This window comes from Pigmentiphaga daeguensis (assembly GCF_039523035.1).
Classification (GTDB): Bacteria; Pseudomonadota; Gammaproteobacteria; order Burkholderiales; family Burkholderiaceae_B; genus Pigmentiphaga; species Pigmentiphaga daeguensis.
This window is the reverse complement of the sequence record NZ_BAAAEN010000015.1, coordinates 77,483-97,955: the sequence shown is the minus strand read 5'-3', so window position 1 is coordinate 97,955 and position 20,473 is coordinate 77,483. Positions and strand designations below refer to the sequence as shown.

Annotated in this window: 15 protein-coding genes and 1 tRNA gene; 9 read left to right on the top strand and 7 right to left on the bottom strand. The window is 67.5% G+C overall.

Translation table 11 applies throughout. From position 1 onward, the window contains the following. Positions 1-169 precede the first annotated feature (169 nt). Positions 170-1,894 carry a tannase/feruloyl esterase family alpha/beta hydrolase gene (locus ABD104_RS18550; RefSeq protein ID WP_343928009.1) on the bottom strand — a complete coding sequence of 575 codons (1,725 nt, stop codon included), beginning with the start codon at positions 1,892-1,894 and terminating at the stop codon, positions 170-172. 265 nt (positions 1,895-2,159) lie between these two features. Then, positions 2,160-3,509, bottom strand: a complete 1,350-nt coding sequence (locus ABD104_RS18545; protein WP_132979829.1) for a dicarboxylate/amino acid:cation symporter — start codon at positions 3,507-3,509, stop codon at positions 2,160-2,162. Positions 3,510-3,782: 273 nt separating this feature from the next. Here ABD104_RS18545 and ABD104_RS18540 point away from each other — a divergent pair, with 273 nt between their 5' ends. Both ABD104_RS18540 and ABD104_RS18535 read left to right on the top strand, forming a co-directional pair. Beyond that, positions 3,783-5,651, top strand: coding sequence for a sensor histidine kinase (locus ABD104_RS18540; protein ID WP_087837918.1), 1,869 nt, complete (start codon positions 3,783-3,785; stop codon positions 5,649-5,651). After that, positions 5,648-7,033: a sigma-54-dependent transcriptional regulator gene (locus ABD104_RS18535; RefSeq protein ID WP_420495740.1), complete on the top strand. Its 1,386-nt coding sequence runs from the start codon at positions 5,648-5,650 to the stop codon at positions 7,031-7,033. The genes ABD104_RS18540 and ABD104_RS18535 overlap by 4 nt, the downstream gene beginning before the upstream one ends. A 211-nt stretch (positions 7,034-7,244) precedes the next feature. On the opposite strand, the gene fabI is transcribed toward ABD104_RS18535, so the two are convergent. The 3 genes from fabI to gloB all read right to left on the bottom strand — a co-directional run bounded on the left by fabI (position 7,245) and on the right by gloB (position 10,785). Next, on the bottom strand, positions 7,245-8,039 hold the full coding sequence (fabI, locus tag ABD104_RS18530) for an enoyl-ACP reductase FabI (RefSeq protein ID WP_087837917.1): 795 nt from the start codon (positions 8,037-8,039) through the stop codon (positions 7,245-7,247). Positions 8,040-8,179: 140 nt separating this feature from the next. After that, a complete protein-coding gene (locus ABD104_RS18525) occupies positions 8,180-9,700 on the bottom strand; it encodes a LysM peptidoglycan-binding domain-containing protein (protein ID WP_243724525.1) in 1,521 nt (506 codons plus the stop codon). A gap of 248 nt (positions 9,701-9,948) precedes the next feature. Beyond that, positions 9,949-10,785 (bottom strand): hydroxyacylglutathione hydrolase, encoded by an 837-nt coding sequence (gloB, locus tag ABD104_RS18520; RefSeq protein ID WP_087837916.1) that lies wholly within the window; start codon positions 10,783-10,785, stop codon positions 9,949-9,951. Positions 10,786-10,789: 4 nt separating this feature from the next. On the opposite strand from gloB, the gene ABD104_RS18515 reads away from it, so the two are divergent. After that, positions 10,790-11,581 carry a class I SAM-dependent methyltransferase gene (locus ABD104_RS18515; RefSeq protein WP_087837915.1) on the top strand — a complete coding sequence of 264 codons (792 nt, stop codon included), beginning with the start codon at positions 10,790-10,792 and terminating at the stop codon, positions 11,579-11,581. A 14-nt stretch (positions 11,582-11,595) separates the two neighbouring features. On the opposite strand, the gene ABD104_RS18510 is transcribed toward ABD104_RS18515, so the two are convergent. After that, on the bottom strand, positions 11,596-12,300 hold the full coding sequence (locus tag ABD104_RS18510; RefSeq protein ID WP_279819868.1) for a FadR/GntR family transcriptional regulator: 705 nt from the start codon (positions 12,298-12,300) through the stop codon (positions 11,596-11,598). A gap of 139 nt (positions 12,301-12,439) precedes the next feature. Between ABD104_RS18510 and ABD104_RS18505 the strand changes: the two genes are divergently transcribed. The 6 genes from ABD104_RS18505 to ABD104_RS18480 all read left to right on the top strand — a co-directional run bounded on the left by ABD104_RS18505 (position 12,440) and on the right by ABD104_RS18480 (position 19,885). Next, positions 12,440-13,318 (top strand): fumarylacetoacetate hydrolase family protein, encoded by an 879-nt coding sequence (locus ABD104_RS18505; protein WP_343928008.1) that lies wholly within the window; start codon positions 12,440-12,442, stop codon positions 13,316-13,318. Positions 13,319-13,402: 84 nt separating this feature from the next. After that, on the top strand, positions 13,403-14,374 hold the full coding sequence (locus tag ABD104_RS18500) for a tripartite tricarboxylate transporter substrate binding protein (RefSeq protein ID WP_343928007.1): 972 nt from the start codon (positions 13,403-13,405) through the stop codon (positions 14,372-14,374). Between the two features lie 112 nt (positions 14,375-14,486). Continuing rightward, positions 14,487-15,584: an efflux RND transporter periplasmic adaptor subunit gene (locus ABD104_RS18495; RefSeq protein ID WP_132979832.1), complete on the top strand. Its 1,098-nt coding sequence runs from the start codon at positions 14,487-14,489 to the stop codon at positions 15,582-15,584. A 10-nt stretch (positions 15,585-15,594) separates the two neighbouring features. Beyond that, positions 15,595-18,702, top strand: a complete 3,108-nt coding sequence (locus ABD104_RS18490; RefSeq protein WP_343928006.1) for an efflux RND transporter permease subunit — start codon at positions 15,595-15,597, stop codon at positions 18,700-18,702. Between the two features lie 333 nt (positions 18,703-19,035). Beyond that, positions 19,036-19,749 carry a DNA polymerase III subunit epsilon gene (dnaQ, locus tag ABD104_RS18485; RefSeq protein WP_087837909.1) on the top strand — a complete coding sequence of 238 codons (714 nt, stop codon included), beginning with the start codon at positions 19,036-19,038 and terminating at the stop codon, positions 19,747-19,749. A 61-nt stretch (positions 19,750-19,810) separates the two neighbouring features. Next, a tRNA-Val gene (locus ABD104_RS18480) sits at positions 19,811-19,885 on the top strand. A 116-nt stretch (positions 19,886-20,001) separates the two neighbouring features. Here the strand turns inward: ABD104_RS18480 and ABD104_RS18475 are convergent. Continuing rightward, on the bottom strand, positions 20,002-20,442 hold the full coding sequence (locus ABD104_RS18475; protein WP_343928005.1) for a hypothetical protein: 441 nt from the start codon (positions 20,440-20,442) through the stop codon (positions 20,002-20,004). Positions 20,443-20,473: the final 31 nt, after the last annotated feature.

Below are 20,473 nucleotides of genomic sequence, written 5' to 3'. Positions count from 1 at the left end.
CAGCCCCCCGAGGGGGCGGGGACCCGCCTTGGGATGGCCCGGCGCCGGGTCCCCCGGGCGGCACTGGTGGACCGGCGGAGCCGGATCCACCGTGCCCATGGTCTGAAAGCCTCCACTTGCGTGGGGGCTTTTTTTTGGCCTGGCCCCCTTGTGGGGGACAGGGTGCGGCTCAGGAGGCTGGCGTGACGCAGCGGAAGTTCTTCGCATCTTCCAGCGAGCCGCTGCCGGTGTAGCGGGCCTGCTGGGGGTAGGGGCACAGGGGGCGGGTGCGGCCGGGCCAGGGGGCGTCGGAGCCGGCGCGGGCGGAGGCCGGGATCGAGGCCGGGGCGACACCCTTTTCGACCCAGTCCACGATGGCCGCCACCATGTCGAATTTGTCGGTGGCCGGGCCGCCGCTGCAGTGGTTCATGCCCGGTATCGTGAACAGGCGGGCGAAGTCCGCGGCGTCGGCGTGCGCGCGGCGCAGGCCCTGGTACCAGGCGATGGTGTCGTTCACCGAGAACACCGGATCGCTGTTGCCGTGGTAGACGATCATCTTGCCGCCCCGGGCTTTCAGGGTGCCCAGGTTTGTCGGATCGGGCGGCGTCATGAAGCTCATCGGCGATTCGGTGTAGACCGGGGTGGTCGCGAAGATCTTCGGCGCGTCGGTATCGAAGTCGAAGCCCAACAGGTAGTCGATGACCTGCGTGCCGGTGCCGCGCACCTGGGTGGGCGGGGTGGTGAACACATAGGGCAGGGAGCCGCCGCCCAGGGTCGCGATCAGTGAATTGGGAACTTCGGTGGTCGACGTGCCCAGTTTCCAGAAACGCCAGCCCATGGTGGCCACGCCGGCGTCGTACGGCCAGTCGGCGTACAAGGCCTCGCCCTTGCTGTTCTTCGGGCCGCCGAATACCTTCTTCAACGCATCCACCTGCGGCGCGCTGAGGCAGGCGTCGGTCTTGGCGCCGGCGCAGGTCAGGGTCTCGGGCTTGAAGACGGCCTTGCAGGCCACCGGATCGTCGATCATGCCGTCGGCCGCGCCGTCCAGCGCGTCGCAGGCGGCTACCGTCCGGTCCGCCACCAATTGCATGTCCTGGAACGAGAATGCCTGGCTGATGATGGGGCGGCCTTCGCCGGTGCGCGGCGCGGCCGCGGCGAAGGCCTGGTTGTCCCAGGCGTGCTGCACGGCGGCCTGGGGCAGGTTGAAGCCCGGGTTGCCGGCGACGATGCCGTCGAACTGGTCGGCGAAGCGCGAGGCGGCCACCATGGCCTGCCTGCCGCCGTTCGAGCAGCCGACGAAATAGGAGTGCTCGGCGCCGCGTCCGTAGAAGCGCTTGAGGATGGCCTTCGCGGTCGGGGTGACGGTGCCGACCGCGTTATAGCCGTAGTCCACGCGGGCCTGCGGGTCGAGGCCGAACAGCGAGCCGCCGACGATGGGTTCGCTTTCGCTGGTATGGCCGCCGTCGGTGCTGGCGACGGCGAATCCCATGGACAGCGCGTTGGTGGAAGCGCCCGCCCCCGTCAGCGCGCCCAGGGCCGGATTGACGGCACCATCCGTGCCGCCTCCGCCCTGGAAGAAGAAGCGGCCGTTCCAGGTGTCCGGCATGCGCAGTTCGAAACCGATGGCGTAGGTCTTGCCGTCGACGTCGCTGTTGCGCAGGTTCAGCCGGCCTTTCAGGCGGCAGTGGGCGGGAACGGACTGCGCGGGATTGTCGGCGGCGGCCGCGGCGACGGTTTCGGGGGCGTCCAGTTCCAGGCGGGGGATCCCCAGCGCGGCCGCCGTGATCTCGGCGCAGGCCAGGCGGGGCGGATCGGAGGGTTCCTGAACGGATGGCCCCGGATCGTCGGAACCGCCACAGCCGTGCAGCGTTCCCAGGGCGGCGAGCATACCGCCGGCCAGATAGAGTTTCTTCATGCTTGTCTCCTCCTCGTGGGCGGCCGCGCGGAATGTCGATGGGCTTCTTCGGGGCGCGGCGGATGGCGGAATTCATCGCCATTTATTTAATATAGTTAAATAAAAATGAATCAGAATCAGGTGTAAACCCTAGAATTATTCAGGGGTGGTGAGTGTTTATTGTTTCATTCGTTAATTATTCGGGTGGCGGTCACGGACAAAGAAAAAGGCATGCTCGCGCATGCCTTTTGCGTGGCGCGGCCGGGCTGGCCGCGGGGCGATACGATCAGCGGTGCGTGGCCACCAGGGCGTCGCCGCCTTCCAGGTCGGTTTCGATCTGGCGGGCGCCTGAGGCGCTCAGGGCCCGGTCCAGGCGCTCCTTGTCCAACTCGCCTTCCCAGCGGGCCACGACGATGCTGGCCACCGCGTTGCCCACCAGGTTGGTCAGCGCGCGGCACTCGGACATGAAGCGGTCGATGCCCAGGATCAGCGCCATGCCGGCCACCGGGACCGCAGGCACGACCGACAGCGTCGCCGCCAGGGTGATGAAGCCCGCGCCGGTGATGCCCGCCGCGCCCTTGGAACTGAGCATCGCCACGAGCAGCAGCAGGACCTGGTCCACCAGCGACAGGTGGATGTCCGTCGCCTGGGCGATGAACAGCGCCGCCAGGGTCATGTAGATGTTGGTGCCGTCCAGGTTGAAGGAATAGCCGGTGGGGATGACCAGGCCGACCACGGGCTTGGAGCAGCCGGCGCGTTCCATCTTCTCCATCAGCGTGGGCAGGGCCGCCTCGGACGAGCTGGTACCCAGCACGAGCAGCAGTTCCTCGCGGATGTAGCGGATCAGCTTCAGGATGGAGAAGCCGTTGTACCGGGCCACCGCGCCTAGCACCACAAGCACGAACAGCAGCGAGGTCAGGTAGAAGGTTCCGACCAGCAGCGCCAGGTTGGCGATGGAGCCTATGCCGTACTTGCCGATGGTGAACGCCATGGCCCCGAAGGCGCCTATGGGGGCGGCCTTCATCAGGATGGCGACCAGCCTGAAGAAGGCGGACGAGATGGATTGCAGGAAATTCAGGACCGGCGCGCCCTTGTCGCCCACGGCGCCCAGCGAGATGCCGAACAGCACGGAGAAGAACAGCACCTGCAGGATGTCGCCGCTGGCGAAGGCACTGACCACCGTGTCCGGGATGATGTTCATCAGGAACCCGACCAGGGTCTGGTCATGGGCCTTGGCCGAGTACGAGGCCACCGCCTTCGAGTCCAGCGTGGCGGGATCGATGTGCAGGCCGGTGCCAGGGTGGACGACGTTGGCCACGACCATGCCGATGATGAGGGCCAGCGTGGAAAAGGTCAGGAAATAGATCATGGCCTTGCCCACGACGCGGCCCACTTTCTGCAGGTCCCGCATGCCGGCGATGCCGGTCGTGACCGTCAGGAAGATGACCGGCGCGATGATCATCTTCACCAGCTTGATGAAGGCATCGCCCAGGGGTTTCATCGATTCCCCGATCTGTGGGTAGAAGTGGCCGAGCAGGATGCCCACCGTGATGGCGAACAGCACCTGCACGTACAGGATCTGGTAGAACTTCTTCTTGCGCACGGGCGCCTGCTCCGTGCCGGGTATGTCGATCATCGGGATGTCCCCTTCCAGTGGCTGCCTGCCCGCCGGGTGTCGTGGCGCGCGCAGCCTCGTTTTCAACGGATGCCGAGCTCGTTGGAGCTTCGTTGACGCTCGTTATGCAATCGGCATGCCTGGCCCATGGTGCCGGTCTTGCATCCGTAACTCATTGATTCAATAGAATATTTTTTCCCGCTGAACACCTATTGCCGGGATGGTTGTGCGGTTTTTCGCCCATTCATGGTTTTGGTGTGCGAAAATCCGCACATTGCCTTCCCGTCCGTCGCCATGTCCTCGTCTTTCGCGCCGCGCCCGGACGCGCCCTCCGCGTCGCCTTCCTTCCGGGTTCCCGGTCATGGCCGCGCATGGGCCTGTTTCGTCCTGATCGGCGCCGCGCTGCTGGCGGCCGCGCTGTGGGCGGCCGGAGGCATAGGCCGCGAGCAGGCCTACGCGGAGGTCGCGGCGGCGGCCCGCAACGCGGCGGCGCTGAAGGTCGCGCTGCTGACTGCCGAACTCGACAAGCAGCGTTCGCTGCCATTCGTGCTGGCGCAGGATTCCGAGGTCCGGGCAGCGCTCGCCACCGGCGACCCGGCGCGCTATGGCGCCCTGAATCTCAAGTTCGAGGCGCTGAGCCGGGATACCGGCGCCGCCGTCATCTACCTGCTCGATCCTCGCGGCGTGAGCATGGCGGCCAGCAACTGGAACCAGCCCACCAGTTTCGTGGGCTCGGACTATGCCTTCAGGCCCTATTTCCAGGGGGCGGCGCATGCCGGCCAGGCGGAATATTTCGCGCTCGGCAATGTCAGCAATCACCCTGGCCTGTACCTGAGCCGGCAACTGGAGCAGGACGGCCGGACACTGGGGGTGGTGGTTGTGAAAGTGGAGTTCGACGGCGTCGAGGCCGGTTGGCGGCGCTTCCCGGATCCGGTGTTCGTGACCGACGAGCACGGCGTCGTGCTGCTGTCGTCCAGGGACGACTGGCGCTTCCAGGTCTACGGCACGCTGTCGGCGGCGCAGCGGGACGCGCTGCGGACCAGCCTGCAGTTCGGCGATGCGCCGCTTGCATCCCTGCCGGTGCAGGCGGCCTCGGACCGCCCGGGGCAGGTGGTGGCGAGCCTGCCCGGACAGGCCGTCCAGGAGTTCGTGCACGTCCAGGAGCCCGTTCCGGGCACGCCGTGGCAGTTCCACCTGTTGGGCGCGACCCGCGAGGCCATGGCGCGGGCGGCCGCATCGGCCCGCGTGGCCGCCGCGCTGCTAGTGCTGTGCGCCCTGTTCGTGGCGGGGATCTGGCTGCATCGCCGGCACCGTGCCCACGATCTCGTGCTTGCCCAGGCGGCCGCGCGCCAGGAACTGGAGTCGCGCGTGGCGGCGCGCACGGGCGAGCTGCGCGCCGCCAACGATCAACTGCGGGCCGAGATGGAAGACCGGCGCCGTGCCGAAGCCGAGCTGCACAAATTGCAGGAAGAACTGGTGCAAGCCAACAAGCTGGCCTTCCTGGGCCAGATCACCGCCGGCGTGGCGCATGAGATCAACCAGCCGGTCGCGGCCATCCGCAGCTATGCCGACAACTCGGCGGCCTACCTGGACCGCGGCAACGTCGAACGGGCGCGCGGCAACATGGCGTCGATCGCCGCGCTGACCCAGCGCATAGGCGTCATCACCGACGAGTTGCGAACCTTCTCGCGCAAATCCTCCGGCGCTTCCTCCGGTCCCGTGCCGGTGGCCGCCGTGGTCGACGGCGCGCTGACGCTGGTCGGTGCGCAGATGCGCCGGCACGGCATCGCGCTGGAACGCGCCGGCATCGGCGACGGCCTGGCGGTGCGCGCCGAGCGCGTGCGCCTGGAGCAGGTGCTGGTCAACCTGCTGCAGAACGCCATCGAGGCGCTCGAGCAGACGCCCGGCCCCCGGATATGGATACGCGCCGTGCGCGACGCGGACCAGGTCGCCATCGAGGTCGGCGACAACGGCCCCGGCCTGCCCGACAGCGTCATGGCGGCCCTCTACACGCCCTTCGTCACCACCAAGCCGCGCGGCCTCGGCCTGGGGCTGGTCATCAGCCGCGACATCGTCGCCGACTTCGGCGGCACGTTGTCCGTGCAGACCGGGCCGGGGCGCGGGGCGTGCTTCACCATCCGTCTTCCCGAGGCTGTTTCGTGAACGCTTCCTTCCCCATCGCCCGCGCGACCGCGGGCACCGACACCGCCGTCGACCGCGTGCTGTTCGTCGACGACGATCCCGCCATGCGGGAGTCCAATCAGCAGACCCTGGAACTGGCCGGCTTCCGCGTCGAGACCGCCGCCTCGGCCGCCGAGGCGCTGGAGCGGGTCCCGGCCGATTTCGAAGGCGTGGTCGTCACCGACGTGCGCATGCCGGTGGTCGACGGGCTGGAACTGTTCCGGCGGCTGCGCGAACGGGATCCGGACCTGCCCGTCATCCTGATCACGGGCCACGGCGATGTCGAGATGGCGGTGGCCGCCATGCACGAGGGCGCCTATGACTTCCTTGCCAAGCCGTATCCGGCAGAGCGGTTGGCCACCGCTGCCCGCAACGCCCTGGACAAGCGGCGCCTGGTGCTGGACAACCGGCGGCTGAAGCGGCTGGCCCGCGACGCCGGCGAAAGCCTGCCGCTGATCGGCGAGACGCCGGTCATGCAGCGCCTGCGCAAGACGCTGGGCCATCTGGCCAGCGCCGACGTCGACGTCCTGGTGCTGGGCGAAACCGGGGCGGGCAAGGAGGTCGTGGCCCAGGCCCTGCATGCCTGGGGGGCGCGGCATGGACAGCCGTTCGTCGGACTCAATTGCGGCGCTTTGCCGGATACGGTCATCGAGAGCGAGCTGTTCGGCCACGAGGCCGGCGCGTTCACCGGCGCACAGCGCCGCCGCGTCGGGCGCATCGAACATTCCAGCGGCGGGACGCTGTTCCTGGACGAGATCGAAAGCATGCCGCTGGCGGCGCAGATCAAGCTGCTGCGGGTGCTGGAGACGCGCGAGGTCTCGCCCCTGGGCACCAACGAGGTCCGTCCGGTGGACCTGCGCGTCGTGGCGGCCACCAAGACCGACCTGAGCGACCCGGCGCAGCGCGGCCAGTTCCGCGCAGACCTGTTCCACCGGCTGAACGTGGTGACCGTCCGCATCCCGCCCCTGCGCGAACGCCGCGACGATATCCCGCTGCTGTTTTCGTACTTCGTTTCCCGCGCGGCGGCCCGCTTCAAGCTCGACCCGCCCGCGATCACGCCGGCTGTGCGCCAGCACCTGCGGTCCCACGCCTGGCCCGGCAATGTCAGGGAATTGATGCACTACGCCGAACGCGTGGTGCTGGGGGTGGAGGAGACGGCGCCCGAGGCGCCCGAGACCGAAGCGACCCTGCCGCAGCGCGTGGAGCGCTACGAGGCCGACCTGATCCGGGAAGCGCTGGCGCGCCACCAGGGCGACATCAAGGCCACCCTGCAAACCCTGGGCATCCCGCGCAAGACTTTCTACGACAAGCTGCAACGCCACGGCATAGACAGGGGGGGGTATGTGCCCCCCCCTACGCGCTAACGCGCGCCCCCCAGGGGGCCGACGGCGGTGGACCGGCGGAGCCGGATCCACCGTGTCGTGGTCTGTATCGTCGTTCTCGGTGCGGAGCACCACGTTCTTGCTTTGATCCTGGGCGCCGCGGATCCGGCTTTGCCGGTCCGCCAGCGCCGCCCCCTTGAGGGGGCGCCCGAAGGGCGTAGGGGGTGGGCTTCCCCTCAGCGCGTAGGGGGGGTTATCCTATACCGGGGACGACCGTGGAGAAGCCGGCGTCCACGTGGGTGACTTCGCCGGTTACGCCGGCGGCCAGGTCAGACAGCAGGAAGGCGGCGACATTGCCGACGTCGTCGATGGTGACGTTGCGGCGCAGCGGCGCGAAGGTTTCGACGAAGTTCAGGATCTTCGAGAAATCCTTGATGCCGGCGGCGGCCAGTGTCTTGATGGGGCCGGCCGAGATGGCGTTGGCGCGGATGCCCTTGGGGCCCAGCGAGGTCGCCAGGTAGCGGGTGGCGGCTTCCAGCGCGGCCTTGGCCACGCCCATGGTGTTGTAGTTGTCGACCACTCGCTCGGCGCCCAGGTAGCTGAGCGTCAGCACGGCGCCCGTGCCGTTGCCTTCCGGCCCTTGCAGCAGGGGCAGGGCGGCCTTGGCCATGGCGGGGAAGCTGTAGGCAGAGATGTCGTGCGCGATGCGGAAGCCTTCGCGCGACAGGCCGTCCAGGAAGTCGCCGGCGATGGCTTCGCGCGGCGCGAAGCCGATCGCGTGCACCAGGCCGTCGAGCTTGGTCCAGGTCTTGCCCAGGTCGGCGAACACGGCCTCGATCTGCGCGTCGTCGGCCACGTCGCACGGGAACACGAGCTGGCTGTCGAATTCGGCGGCGAATTCGGTGATGCGATCCTTGAAGCGGTCGCCCACATAGGTGAAGGCAAGCTCCGCGCCTTCGCGGCGGCAGGCCTTGGCGATGCCATAGGCGATGGAGCGATTGGACAGCACCCCGGTGACCAGGATGCGTTTACCGGCGAGAAAGCCCATGTCGAGGGTCCCTGTAAAAAGAATGTACCCCCCTACGCGCTGCGCGCGCCCCCAGGGGGCGGCACTGGTGGACCGGCGGAGCCGGATCCACGGTGCCCGGGCAACTGCCTGGGGCTGATGGGGGCGTGGGAGGTGCGAGTTTACTGGATCTTCAGCGTGCGGCCGACAGGGATGGCGGAGCCTTTGATGCGGTTCAGGGCGCGCAGGTGATCGACCGAGACATCGTACTGGCGGGCGATGGAGCTCAGGGTGTCGCCCTTGCGCACCTTGTACGTGCGGACCTGGACGGTCTTTTTCGCGCGGCCGTTGCTCTGGACGGTGGCGCGCACGGGGGTGATGCCGGCGCTGGCGACCAGGGTGGGTTCGGCCTGGCGGCTGGTGGGCACCATGAGGATGTCGCCGGAGCCGATGCGCGAGCGGGTGCCCAGGCCGTTCGCCTTGCGCAGCGTCGCCACCGAGGTGCCGTACTTGCGGGCGACGGTGGTCAGGGTCTCGCCATGGGCCAGCTCATGCGTGTGCCACGACGACAGCGAGCCGCTGTAGGCGCGCAGGTTGGCCTCGAAAATGCTGATGCGGTCGGCCGGCAGCAACAATGTGGGTTCGTGGCTGCCCAGGATCACGCCGCGGTTGAACGACGGGTTGAGCGCCTTGAATTCCTCGAGCGGCATCTCGGCCAGCTGGGCGGCCAGCTTCACGTCGATGTTGCGGCTCTTGGTGATGGTGACGAAATAGGGCTGGTTGTCGATCGACGGCAGCGCGATGTTGTAGGCGGCCGGGTTGGAGATGATGTTCTTGATCGCTTGCAGCTTGGGGATGTAGTTGCGCGTCTCGTCCGGCATGTCGAGCGACAGGTAGTCGGTCGGCAGGCTGCGGGCCGTGTTCTTGTCGATGGCGCGCTTGACCGAGCCTTCGCCCCAGTTGTAGGAGGCCAGCGCCAGGTGCCAGTCGCCGTGGAAGTCGAACAGGTATTGCAGGTAGTCCAGCGCGGCGCGGGTCGAGGCGATGGGGTCGCGCCGTTCGTCGCGCCACCAGTCCTGCTTCAGGTTGAAGCCGCGGCCGGTGGCGGGAATGAACTGCCACAGGCCCGACGCCTGCGAGCGCGACAGCGCCCATGGGTCGTACGAGCTTTCCACGAAGGGCAGGAGCGCCAGTTCGGTCGGCATGCCGCGCTGGTCGATTTCCTCGACGATGTAGTACAGATACTTGCCGGCGCGTTCGGCCGTGCGCTGGATATAGTCCGGGCGCGAGGCGTAGAAGTTCTCCCACTCCTTGACCAGCGGCGTGTCAATGTTGGGCACCGCGTAGCCGCGCCGGATGCGGGTCCAGATATCCGCCGGCTGCACGGTCAGGTCGACCATGCGCGGCTCCAGGCCATCATCGGGCGTTTGCAGGCTCAGCGGGGCGTCGATGCGTCGGCCGGCGGTACGGGGGGACTGGGCGATTCGCGGGGAGGAAGAGAAGCCGGCGGGGTTGTCGGTGCCGGTGGAGGCGGCGGACGCCACACCTTGCATGTCTTGGCCGGTTGCCGCGGGGCGTTCCATCGAAGCGCAGCCCGCCAGGACCATCACGCACCCGGCGATCAGGATTTTGTACAGGGAGGCTGGACGACCATCGCGGACGCCCGCCCGCAGATTCCAGACGCCGCGGGGGCGCAATAGCATGTTTCGTGTCCTTGACCACATGCCTCGCTGGGCCTCGTCCCGGAGGACGGGGCCCAGCGAGGCAGTTTCAATTTGGAGCCACGGGGGATCCCGGGAAGGGGCGGGGCCCCGGCTCGGGGGACCGGCGCGGCTCACGGTGCATTTAGCGCGGCATAGTACGAATCGAGAATGGTTTCCGTCAACCCGCTTTTACAAATTCGAAGCTTTTGGCGGGCATTGAACGGAAATCGAGGCAAGATGCGGCCGCTCTACCGGAAATCGTTCTTCCATTCGCGCAGCGCGGCAAACACCTCGACGGCGTCGGCCAGTGGCCTGCCGGCGTGGGCCGACGCGGCGGCCGCCACCTCGGGAACGGCGGTGCGCAGGAACGGGTTGACCTGGCGCTCCAGGTCCAGCGTGGTCGGCACGGTGGGCTGGGATTGTTCGCGCAGGTGGCGCGCCTGCTGGTGCCACACCTGGAGCGCGGCGTTGTCGGGTTCGACCGCGGCGGCCCAGGCCAGGTTGGACAAGGTGTATTCGTGCGCGCAATACACGCGCGTCTTGGCCGGCAGGGCGGCCAGCTTGTCCAGCGAGGCCTTCATCTGCTGCGGCGTGCCCTCGAACAGGCGGCCGCAGCCCGAGGCGAACAGCGTGTCGCCGCAGAACACCAGCGGTTCGACGCCCGCCGCGCGGCCGGCGTACGCGATGTGGCCGGCGGTATGCCCCGGCACGTCCAGCACTTCCAGGTCCAGGTCCAGCTCGGGCAGGGTGACCCGGTCGCCCTGGGCGAGGCGGCGGTCGCAATGGGGCAGTTTCTCGCCCGCGGGGCCGAACACCGTGGCGCCGGTGCGTTCGACCAGCTCCAGGACGCCGCCGACATGGTCCTTGTGGTGGTGAGTCAGTAGAATGGCACGAAGCTGGAGACGCTGCTGCTGCAGCGAGGCCAGGACCGGCGCGGCGTCGCCGGGGTCCACCACGGCTGCCAGCGTGCCCTGCCGGATCAACCACAGGTAGTTGTCATTGAAGGCGGGAATGCCGGTTATGCCGGCCGTCGGACCGGTATCTTGCGGGCCGGCCGATCGCTTGCTTCCTTTCGAGTCTTTCATTCCGATGCTGCCGTCTGACGTCCAGGATTCTCCGATTGTAGAGCTTGCCGCGTGGCTGGCGTCCGATCCCGGCCGCCACGCGCTCGCCTGGGAGCAGGCGCGGCTGGACGAGGCGGTCTCCGACGTATTCGGCTTCCACGCCATGCAGGCCGGCCTGGCCGAACTGGACGCGCTGCGCGCCAACCGCATGCCCTTCAAGGGCTATGTCGCCGGCGCGATGCCGTCCGAGCCGCAGCGGGCGCGCTGGAACGTGTTCGTGGTGGCCGACCTGGAGGCGCTGCCGTTCGATTCGCAGAGCCTGGACCTGCTGGTCCTGCCCCACACCCTGGAATGCTCGGACGATCCCCACCAGGTCCTGCGCGAGGCCGAGCGGGTGCTGATTCCCGAAGGGCGGCTGGTGATCACCGGCTTCAATCCCTGGAGCCTGTGGGGCGCCGGCCGCCTGCTGGGCCGCCGCCGGTCCTTCCTGCCGCCGGGCATCCAGCCCCTGTCCCCCGCGCGGCTCAAGGACTGGCTCAAGCTGCTGTCGTTCGAGGTCGAGGGCGGCCGCTTCGGCATCTATGCGCCGGCCTGCCGCACCGAGAAATGGCTGCGCCGCTACGCCTTCATGGAAAGCGCTGGCGAGCGCTGGTGGCCGGTATGCGGCGGGCTGTACGTGGTGTCCGCGGTCAAGCGCACGGTGGGCATGCGGCTGATCGGCCCCGCCTGGAAAAAGCAGAAGGCGCCGCGCCGGGCCGCGGTGGCCACGGCCCGGGAGGTCCATCCGCTGCGGACCGGGCGCGAACCTTCGCGATAAGCCGCCCGCGGGCGTCAGGCGTCGAACAGGTTCTGCCGGATCTGCTGCAGGTGGCCCAGCAGGAGATCCCGCGCCTGGGCGGCGTCGCGGTCCTTCAATGCCTCGACGATGGCGCGGTGCTGCCGCTGGTACTGCGCCCGCCGCTCCGGCGTGAGCGAGCGGCGCTTGAGGCGGCCCCACTCGCCTTGCTCGCGGACGCGGTTGGTCAGCTCCAGGATCTGGAGGAAGAACGAGTTGTGGGTGGCTTCGGCGAATGACTTGTGGAGTTCGCCGTCCCAGTGCTCGAAAGCCTCGATGCTGGCGGCGAGCTCGGATTCCTCCACGCATTGCTGCATGCGGGCGAAGTCGGCGGCATTGGCGTTGCGCGCGATCAGGGCCGGCATCAGGGGTTCGATCAGCAGCCGTGCTTCCATGAGTTCCGCCGGACTGGTGCTGACCTCGGGCGCGGGCGCCGGGCCGCCGGCCAGCGCCTGCGCGCCCTCGGCGACGAAGGTGCCGCTGCCCACCGACTGGACGATCAGGCCGCGGGTGCGCAGGTCGGCCAGCACCCGGCGTACCGATCCGCGCGAAATCGCGAAGCGCTGGCTCAGTTCCCGCTCTGGCGGCAGCTTGACGCCGACGTGCAGTCGGCCGCTCGATATTTCCCCCAGCAGGTGATGCATGAGCTCCTTGGCTCCAGGGGCGCGCGAAATGGGGCTGTGCGCTGCGGATTCGTCCATGGTGGCTGTCCCTCGTTCTGCCGCTACCTTAATCCAATGGTACCAATTGGTCAAATATCGAAGCGCCATATGCTTGATGGAGATCCATTTTGGTTTTATATTGGTATATGAATTTACCAATTGGACCTGTGCAAGCACCATGAAATTCGCTCACCTGATTGCCGACGGCAAACCCGCCATCGTTCTCGTCGATGCCGACATGCGGCACTATTGGCCGTTGGCCGACCTGGTCCCCGGGTTCTCCGGCGACATGATCCAACTGGTGCAGGATTTTGGGAAGTTCCGTTCCAGCCTCGTCCCGCGCGGCACCGGCCGGCCGTTGGCCGGCGCGCGATTGCTGGCGCCCATCGATCGCCCCCGGCGCAACATCTTCTGCGTGGGCAAGAATTATTTCGAACACGCCGCGGAATTCAGCAAATCGGGCTTCGACTCCAGCGCGAAAGAGGGCGAGCACGCGCCCGAAGCCCCCGTGGTGTTCACCAAGGCGTACAACACCGTGATCGGGCCGGGCGCGGCCATTCCCTCGCACGAGGGCGTCACTTCCCAGCTCGACTACGAGGCCGAACTGGCCGTGGTCATCGGCAAGCCGGGCCGGAACATCCCGCGCGAGCGCGCGCTCGAGCATGTATTCGGCTACACCATCGTCAACGACTTCACAGCGCGCGACCTGCAGAAGCTGCATCGCCAGTGGTTCCTGGGCAAGTCGCTGGACGGTTTCTGCCCCATGGGGCCGGCGCTGGTCACCGCCGACGAACTGGATGCCGCCAATCTCGACATCCGCTGCTGGGTCAACGGCGAGCTGCGCCAGAATGCCAATACCCGGCAGTTGATCTTCGACATCCCGACGTTGATCGCGACCATCTCGGCCGGCATCACGCTGGAACCCGGGGACGTGATCGCCACCGGGACGCCGGCGGGCGTGGGCATAGGCTTCAATCCGCCCCGCTTCGTCAAGCGCGGCGACGTGATCCGCATCGAAGTGCAAGGCATAGGCGTGCTGGAGAACGCCGTCGATTGAAGGCGCGGGGCGCAGGCCGCGCGCCGCCCGGCATCCCCGGATACACGGGGGCGGGCGCAACCCGAAGGGAAACGAGGAGACGACATGAAACGCACCTTGCTGGTCTGGGCGGCCTGCTGCGCCGCCCTGGGCGGCGCGCCGGCCGCCGCGCAGGAATCCTGGCCGACCCGGCCCATCACCATGATCGTGCCTTTCCCGCCGGGGGGCGTGGCCGATACCGTTGCCCGGCCGGTGGCCGAGTCCATGAGCCGCTTCCTGGGCCAGGCCGTGGTGGTCGAGAACCGGGGAGGGGCCGGCGGCGGCGTCGGCATGGGGCATGTCGCCAAATCGGCGGCCGATGGCTACACCATCATGATGGCGCTGTCGTCCATCTCCATCCTGCCCGAGGCCGACAAGCTGCTCGGCAGGGAGCCGATGTACCAGTTGTCCCAGTTCACCCCCATCGCGCGCTTCACCGCCGACCCGACCGTGCTGGTGGTGCGGTCCGACAGTCCGTGGAAGACGGCGCAGGAGTTCATCGCGGCGCAGAAGAAGGGCGACCGCGACGTGGCCTACGGCTCCTCGGGCAATTACGGCACCATGCACGTGCCGATGGAAATGCTGCGCAACGAGTCGAACCTGCGCCTGCTGCACGTGCCCTATACCGGCGCCGGGCCGGCCATCGTGGCGCTGCTTGCCGGCCAGGTCCAGGCCCTGTCGACGGGGCCGGCCTCGGTGCTCCAGCACATCAAGGGCGGCAAGGTCCGGGCGCTGGCGCATTGGGGCACCGGGCGCCTGGAGTCCCTGCCCGACGTGCCCAGCCTGACGGAAATGGGGCACCCGGTACAGTTCGCCCAGTGGTCCGGCGTGTTCGCCCCGGCCGGCACGCCGGCGCCGGTGGTCGATCGCCTGCGCGCCGCCGCCAAGGCCGCGGCTGCCGATCCCAAGGTATTGAAGACCATCCAGGGCGCGGGCAGCCCGGTCATGTACATGGACGCGCCGGAATTCGCCGCCTACTGGCAGGCCGACGCCCAGGTGCTGGCCGAGGCCGTCCGCCGGATAGGCAAGGTCGAGTAGCGAAGGAAAGCGAGGGTTTTCGCGGGGCTGGAAATGCGCAGGATCCCGCGCAATCGTCATGGTCCGATGCTACAGTGAGCGATACACCTTGTTGCGTTTGCCGCTCGCCAGTATGCAGAAGAGTTCCTTAGTTCCCGCCGTGGTGGTTGCCCTCGCCGTCGGGGCGGGAGTCGGCTATTTCTCCCCGCGCCTGTTCCATGCCGGCGCCCCCGCGGGCGCGGCGGCGCCCGACGAAGCCAAGGCCAAGGGGCCGCAAGCCATCCTGGTCGAAGCCCAGAAGGTCTCGCGCAAGCCGTTCGAGCGCGGCATCACCGCCGTCGGCAGCCTGCGGTCCAACGAGTCCGTGACCTTGCGTCCCGAAGTGGCGGGCCGCATCAGCGAGATCCGCTTCACCGAGGGCCAGCGGGTCGAGAAGGGCCAGGTGCTGATCCGCCTGGACGACTCCGTGCCGCGCGCCGAGTTCGAGCAGGCCCGCGCCAACTTCACGCTGGCCAAGAGCAACTACGACCGCTCCATCGAGCTGCAGCAGAAGGGCTTCATCAGCAAGCAGGCCAAGGACGAGGCCGACAACGCCATGAAGGTGCAGCAGGCCGCCATGGTGCTGGCCCAGGTCCGGCTCGACAAGAACGACATCCGCGCCCCGTTCGGCGGCGTGATCGGGCTGCGCAACGTCTCGGTGGGCGACTACATCGGCGCCGGCCAGGACCTGGTGGCGCTCGAGGCCATCGATCCGCTCAAGGTGGATTTCCGCATCCCGGAAATCTACCTGTCGCAGATCCGTACCGGCCAGACCCTGCAGATATCGCTCGACGCCATGCCGGACAAGTCCTTCGGCGGCACCGTCTACGCCATCAGCCCGCTCATCGACACGGGCGGCCGTTCCATCGTCATGCGCGCCCAGGTCAAGAACCCCGGCGGCCAGTTGCGTCCCGGCATGTTCGCGCGCGTGAAGCTGCTGCTGGATACGCCTGCCCAGGCGCTGGCGGTACCCGAGGCGGCGCTGGTTCCGGTGGGCGACGACCAGTTCGTCTACCGCGTGCAGAACGGGCGTGCCGAGCGGGTGCAGGTCGAGGTCGGCCAGCGGCGCGAAGCCATGGTCGAGATCGTCTCCGGCCTGGCCGAGGACGACGTGATCGTGGTGGCCGGCGCGCAGAAGCTGCGCGACGGCGTGCCGGTGAAGCTCGCCGGCGCCACGGCGTCCGCGCTCTGAGGCCCGGCACATGGTCCTGTCCGAAGTCTGCATCAAGCGGCCCGTGTTCGCGACGGTGCTGTCGCTGCTGGTCCTGCTGGTGGGCCTGATCTCGTATTCCCGCCTGACCGTGCGCGAATATCCGCAGATCGACGAGCCGGTCGTGTCCGTCAGCACCGTCTACAAGGGCGCGTCGGCCGAGGTGATCGAGTCCCAGATCACCAAGCCGCTGGAGGATTCCCTGTCGGGCATCGAGGGCGTGGAGGTCATGACCTCCACCAGCCGGTCCGAGCGCAGCAACATCAACGTCCGCTTCCGCCTGTCGATATCTCCCGACGCGGCGGCGGCCGACGTGCGGGACAAGGTCGCGCGCGTGCGCGGCCGCCTGCCCGACGAGATCGACGAGCCCATCATCGCCAAGGTCGAGGCCGACTCCCAGCCGGTCATGTACCTGGCCGTGGAATCTGGGTCGCTGTCGGCGATGGAAACCTCGGACTACATCAACCGCTTCATCAAGCCCCGGCTGTCCGTGCTGCCGGGCGCGGCCGAGGTGCGGGTGTTCGGCGAACGCCTGCCGGCCATGCGCATCAACGTCGATCGCGGGAAACTGGCCGCCTACCGCCTGACCGTCCAGGACGTCGAGGACGCGCTGCGCAAGCAGAACGTCGAGATCCCCTCGGGACGGATCGAGTCCATGGCGCGCGAGTTCTCCATCGTCGCCGCCACCAACCTGCGCACCAGGGAGCAGTTCGAGAACGTCATCATCGCCAACGTCGGCGGCTACAGCGTGCGGGTCGGCGACGTCGCCTCGGTCGGCCTGGGGCCGGTGGACGAGCGCGTCACCTCGCGCTTCAACGGCAAGCCGGCGCTGAACATCGGCGTGGTCAAGCAGTCCACGGCCAACCCGCTGGACCTGTCCAAGGCGGTGCGGGCCGAGATCGAGGAAATGAACGCCACGCTGCCCAGCGGCATGAAGCTGAACATGGCGTACGACACCTCGGTCTTCATCGAGAAGTCCATCGAGTCGGTGTTCCACACCATCGGCGAGGCCATCGTGCTGGTGGTGCTGGTGATCTTCCTGTTCCTGCGCAACCTGCGCGCCAGCCTGATCCCCATCGTCACCATTCCCGTGTCCCTGATCGGCGCCTGCACGCTCATGTATGCGTTCGGCTTCTCCATCAACACGCTCACGCTGCTGGCCATGGTGCTGGCCATCGGCCTGGTGGTGGACGACGCCATCGTCGTGCTCGAGAACATCTTCCGCCACATCGAGGAAGGCAAGTCGCGCATGCAGGCCGCGCTGCTGGGCTCGCGCGAAATCGGCTTCGCCGTCATCGCCATGACGCTGACGCTGGTCACCGTGTACGCGCCGCTGGCCTTCGCCACCGGGCGCACGGGCCGCCTGTTCATCGAGTTCGCGCTGGCCCTGGCGGGCGCCGTTCTGGTGTCCGGCTTCGTCGCGCTGACGCTCACGCCCATGATGTGCTCGCTCATGCTGCGCCACCAGGAATCGCACGGCTGGCTGTACAACTTCATCGAGAGCGGCTTGAACGCGCTCACGCGCGGCTATCGCCGCGCGCTGTCCTTCGCGCTGTCCCATCGCGGATGGGTGGTCGCGCTGGGCCTGGCCGTGGGCGCCTGCAGCGTGCCCCTGTTCAAGATCATCAAGAGCGAGCTGTCTCCGGTCGAGGATCGCGGGGTCATCTATGGCCGGATCGTCGCGCCGCAGGGCGCCACGGTCGGCTACACCACCAGCTACCTCGAGCGCATGGAAGAAATCTACAAGGACATCCCGGAGATGGCCGCCTACCAGGCGGTGGCCGGCTTCCCGGTGGTGACCGAGGGCAACGCCGTGCTGCGGCTCAAACCCTGGGAGGAGCGCACCCGCAGCCAGCAGGAGGTCGCCCGCTCGCTCCAGCCGAAGTTCGCCGCGCTGCCCGGCGTGCAGGCCTTCCCCACCAATCCCCCGTCGCTGGGCCAGTCGCCGCGTTCCTCGCCCATCGAATTCGTCATCATGAGCCAGGTGTCCTATCCCGAACTGGCCACGATGACCGACGCTTTCCTGGCCGAGCTGTCGAAGTACGCCGGCGTGCAGAACGTGCAGACCGACCTGCGCCTGAACACGCCCGAGCTGCGGGTGCAGGTCAATCGCGACAAGCTGGCCGACATCGGCGTCGACGTGGACCGCGTCGGCCGCACGCTCGAATCCATGCTGGGCGGCCGGCAGGTGACGCGCTTCAAGGACAACGGCGAACAATACGACGTGCTGGTGCAGGTGATCCCGCGCGACCGCTCCAATCCGGCCGACATCTCCGACATCTACGTGCGGCCCCGTAGTGGCGAGATGGTGCAGCTTGCCAACCTGCTGTCGGTCCGCGAGGGCGTGTCGCCACAGACCCTGAACCACTTCAACCGCATGCGCGCCGTCACGATCTCGGCGTCGCTCGCGCCCGGCTACGCGCTGGGCGAGGCGCTGGACGTGATGAACGGCATCGCCGCGCGCGTGCTGCCCGCCACCGCGCAGACCGACCTGAACGGCCAGTCGCGCGAGTTCCGCGATTCGTCGGGCAGCATCTACCTCGTGTTCGCGATGGCGGTGGCGTTCATCTACCTGGTGCTGGCGGCGCAGTTCGAGAGCTGGCGCAATCCGTTCATCATCATGCTGTCGGTGCCGCTGTCGATGACGGGCGCGCTGCTGGCACTGTGGTTCTCGGGCGGAACCCTGTCCATCTACAGCCAGATCGGCCTGATCACGCTGGTGGGCCTGATCACCAAGCACGGGATCCTGATCGTCGAATTCGCCAACCAGCTGCGCGACCAGGGCAAGGAGCTGATCGAGGCGGTGTCCGAGGCCAGCGTGCTGCGGCTGCGCCCCATCCTGATGACGACCGGCGCGATGGTGCTGGGCGCCGTCCCGCTGGCGGTGGCCACGGGCGCGGGCGCCGAGTCCCGCGTGCAGATCGGCTGGGTGATCGTGGGCGGCATGAGCCTGGGCACGCTCCTGACCCTGTTCGTCGTGCCCTGCGTGTACGCGCTGGTGGCCGGCAAGCGCAAGCGCCCGCTGCCGGTGGGCGAACACCCGCTGGAACCCGATCCCCACGGCGCCCCGGTTGCGCCGGCCCCGGAATCGGTGGGTTAGGGAAGCAAGAGTCGTCGGTAACCGCTTGCGGCCGGCGGGGCCCCACCCCCTCAGGGGCTGTTCGGAGCCGCCGCGCCAGGCGGGCAAAACGGGGAAGCAAGGGCGTGCATGTGTGAGCGCGGCAGTAGGGACAGTCCGGGGGACTGTCCCCGCGCGAGTTCACGCCCGCCCCGTTTTGCCTGCCTGGCGCGGGAAGTTTCGGCGCAGCCGAAACCGGCTACGTCAGCCCCTGAGGGGGTGGGGCCCCGCCGGCCGCAAGCGGTTACCGACGACTCGCTCGGCCAAATATCCTAAACTTGGGGGCCTCCGCAATTTTCTCTCTGGTGCCCCCGCATGCGTTATGTCGTCCTGGATACTGAAACCACCGGCCTCGATCCGCTCCAAGGGCACCGCGTCATCGAAATCGGCTGCGTGGAGATCGTCAACCGCCGGGTCACGCAGCGCCACTTCCACACCTACCTGAATCCCGACCGCGACAGCGACCCGGGCGCCCTGGAAGTGCACGGGCTGACCACCGAGTTCCTGTCCGACAAACCCCGGTTCGAGGACAAGGTCGACGAATTCCTGGACTTCATCCAGGACGGCCACGTCATCATCCATAACGCCGAATTCGACATCCGCTTCCTGAACGCCGAACTGGCGCGGCTGCAGCGCGGCAGCTTCCGCGACAAATGCCTGGGCGTCGTCGACTCCCTGATGCATGCGCGCGAACTGCATCCCGGCAAGCGCAATTCGCTCGACTCCCTGTGCGACCGCTACGGCATTTCCAACGCCCACCGGGTGCTGCACGGCGCCTTGCTGGACTCGGAACTGCTGGCCGAGGTCTGGCTGGCCATGACGCGCGGCCAGGACAGCCTGGTGATCGACCTGGGCGATACCGGCGGGCAGGCCACGACCAGCTTCGGCGCCTTCGATACCTCGGTCCTGCAGGTGGTGCCGGTGGACGAAGCCGACCTGGCCGCCCACCAGGCCTATCTGGCGGGCCTGGACAAGGAATCCAAGGGGCAGACCCTGTGGAGGAAGTGGGAACCGCTTCCCACTGCATAAAAAAGATATGCTATAGTTATGGGCTGTCGCGGATGCGGCAGTCAAACCGAAGGTTCTCTTCGGGCGGTTAGCTCAGTGGTAGAGCACTGCCTTCACACGGCAGGGGTCACTGGTTCGAACCCAGTACCGCCCACCAATCCCTCCCCCCCATACCGTCTTTCCCATCCAGGGAATGCGCTCGCGTTCGCGCGTCCGGCGTTGCTCCGTGATTTCAATAATTACGTGAATAATCACGTAATTTTGATTGATTATTCACAGGTTTCTAGGTGTTTTCACCAGAATAATGGCCAGATTTATTGACTTGGCTGGCCATTGATAAATAATAATATCGTGAAAATTCACCGAAATATAAATGAGCCGGTGGTTGCCGGCTTCTAAGTCGCACCTTTTGTTTCGACCTGGAGCAATCATGAAAGCGATGCGAGCACTGCCCTTTGCCGTCTGCCTGATCGTTGCAACCGTACCCAAGTTCGCCCATGCGGCGGAGGTCGTGCTGAAGGCGGTAAGCGCCTTCCAGGAGGGCACGTACTTCTCCAGGAACTTCGAGAGCTTCGTGAAGAAGGTCAACGAGGAAGGCAAGGGCATCGTCCGGATCGAGTACATAGGCGGCCCCAAGGCGATTCCGACCATGGAGCAGGGGGCCGCGCTGCGCAACGGGGTGATCGATCTGGCCAACACCACGGCCACGTTCACGGCAAGCATCGTTCCGGAGGGATTGGCGCTG

Coding starts and splice junctions, on each gene's coding strand:
- ABD104_RS18495 (WP_132979832.1), top strand. CDS start 14,487: ATGCAGAAGAGTTCCTTAGTTCCCGCCGTGGTGGTTGCCCTCGCCGTC.
- dnaQ (WP_087837909.1), top strand. CDS start 19,036: ATGCGTTATGTCGTCCTGGATACTGAAACCACCGGCCTCGATCCGCTC.
- ABD104_RS18510 (WP_279819868.1), bottom strand. CDS start 12,300: ATGGACGAATCCGCAGCGCACAGCCCCATTTCGCGCGCCCCTGGAGCC.
- ABD104_RS18540 (WP_087837918.1), top strand. CDS start 3,783: ATGTCCTCGTCTTTCGCGCCGCGCCCGGACGCGCCCTCCGCGTCGCCT.
- ABD104_RS18545 (WP_132979829.1), bottom strand. CDS start 3,509: ATGATCGACATACCCGGCACGGAGCAGGCGCCCGTGCGCAAGAAGAAG.
- ABD104_RS18490 (WP_343928006.1), top strand. CDS start 15,595: ATGGTCCTGTCCGAAGTCTGCATCAAGCGGCCCGTGTTCGCGACGGTG.
- gloB (WP_087837916.1), bottom strand. CDS start 10,785: ATGAAAGACTCGAAAGGAAGCAAGCGATCGGCCGGCCCGCAAGATACC.
- ABD104_RS18550 (WP_343928009.1), bottom strand. CDS start 1,894: ATGAAGAAACTCTATCTGGCCGGCGGTATGCTCGCCGCCCTGGGAACG.
- ABD104_RS18515 (WP_087837915.1), top strand. CDS start 10,790: ATGCTGCCGTCTGACGTCCAGGATTCTCCGATTGTAGAGCTTGCCGCG.
- fabI (WP_087837917.1), bottom strand. CDS start 8,039: ATGGGCTTTCTCGCCGGTAAACGCATCCTGGTCACCGGGGTGCTGTCC.
- ABD104_RS18505 (WP_343928008.1), top strand. CDS start 12,440: ATGAAATTCGCTCACCTGATTGCCGACGGCAAACCCGCCATCGTTCTC.
- ABD104_RS18500 (WP_343928007.1), top strand. CDS start 13,403: ATGAAACGCACCTTGCTGGTCTGGGCGGCCTGCTGCGCCGCCCTGGGC.
- ABD104_RS18525 (WP_243724525.1), bottom strand. CDS start 9,700: ATGCTATTGCGCCCCCGCGGCGTCTGGAATCTGCGGGCGGGCGTCCGC.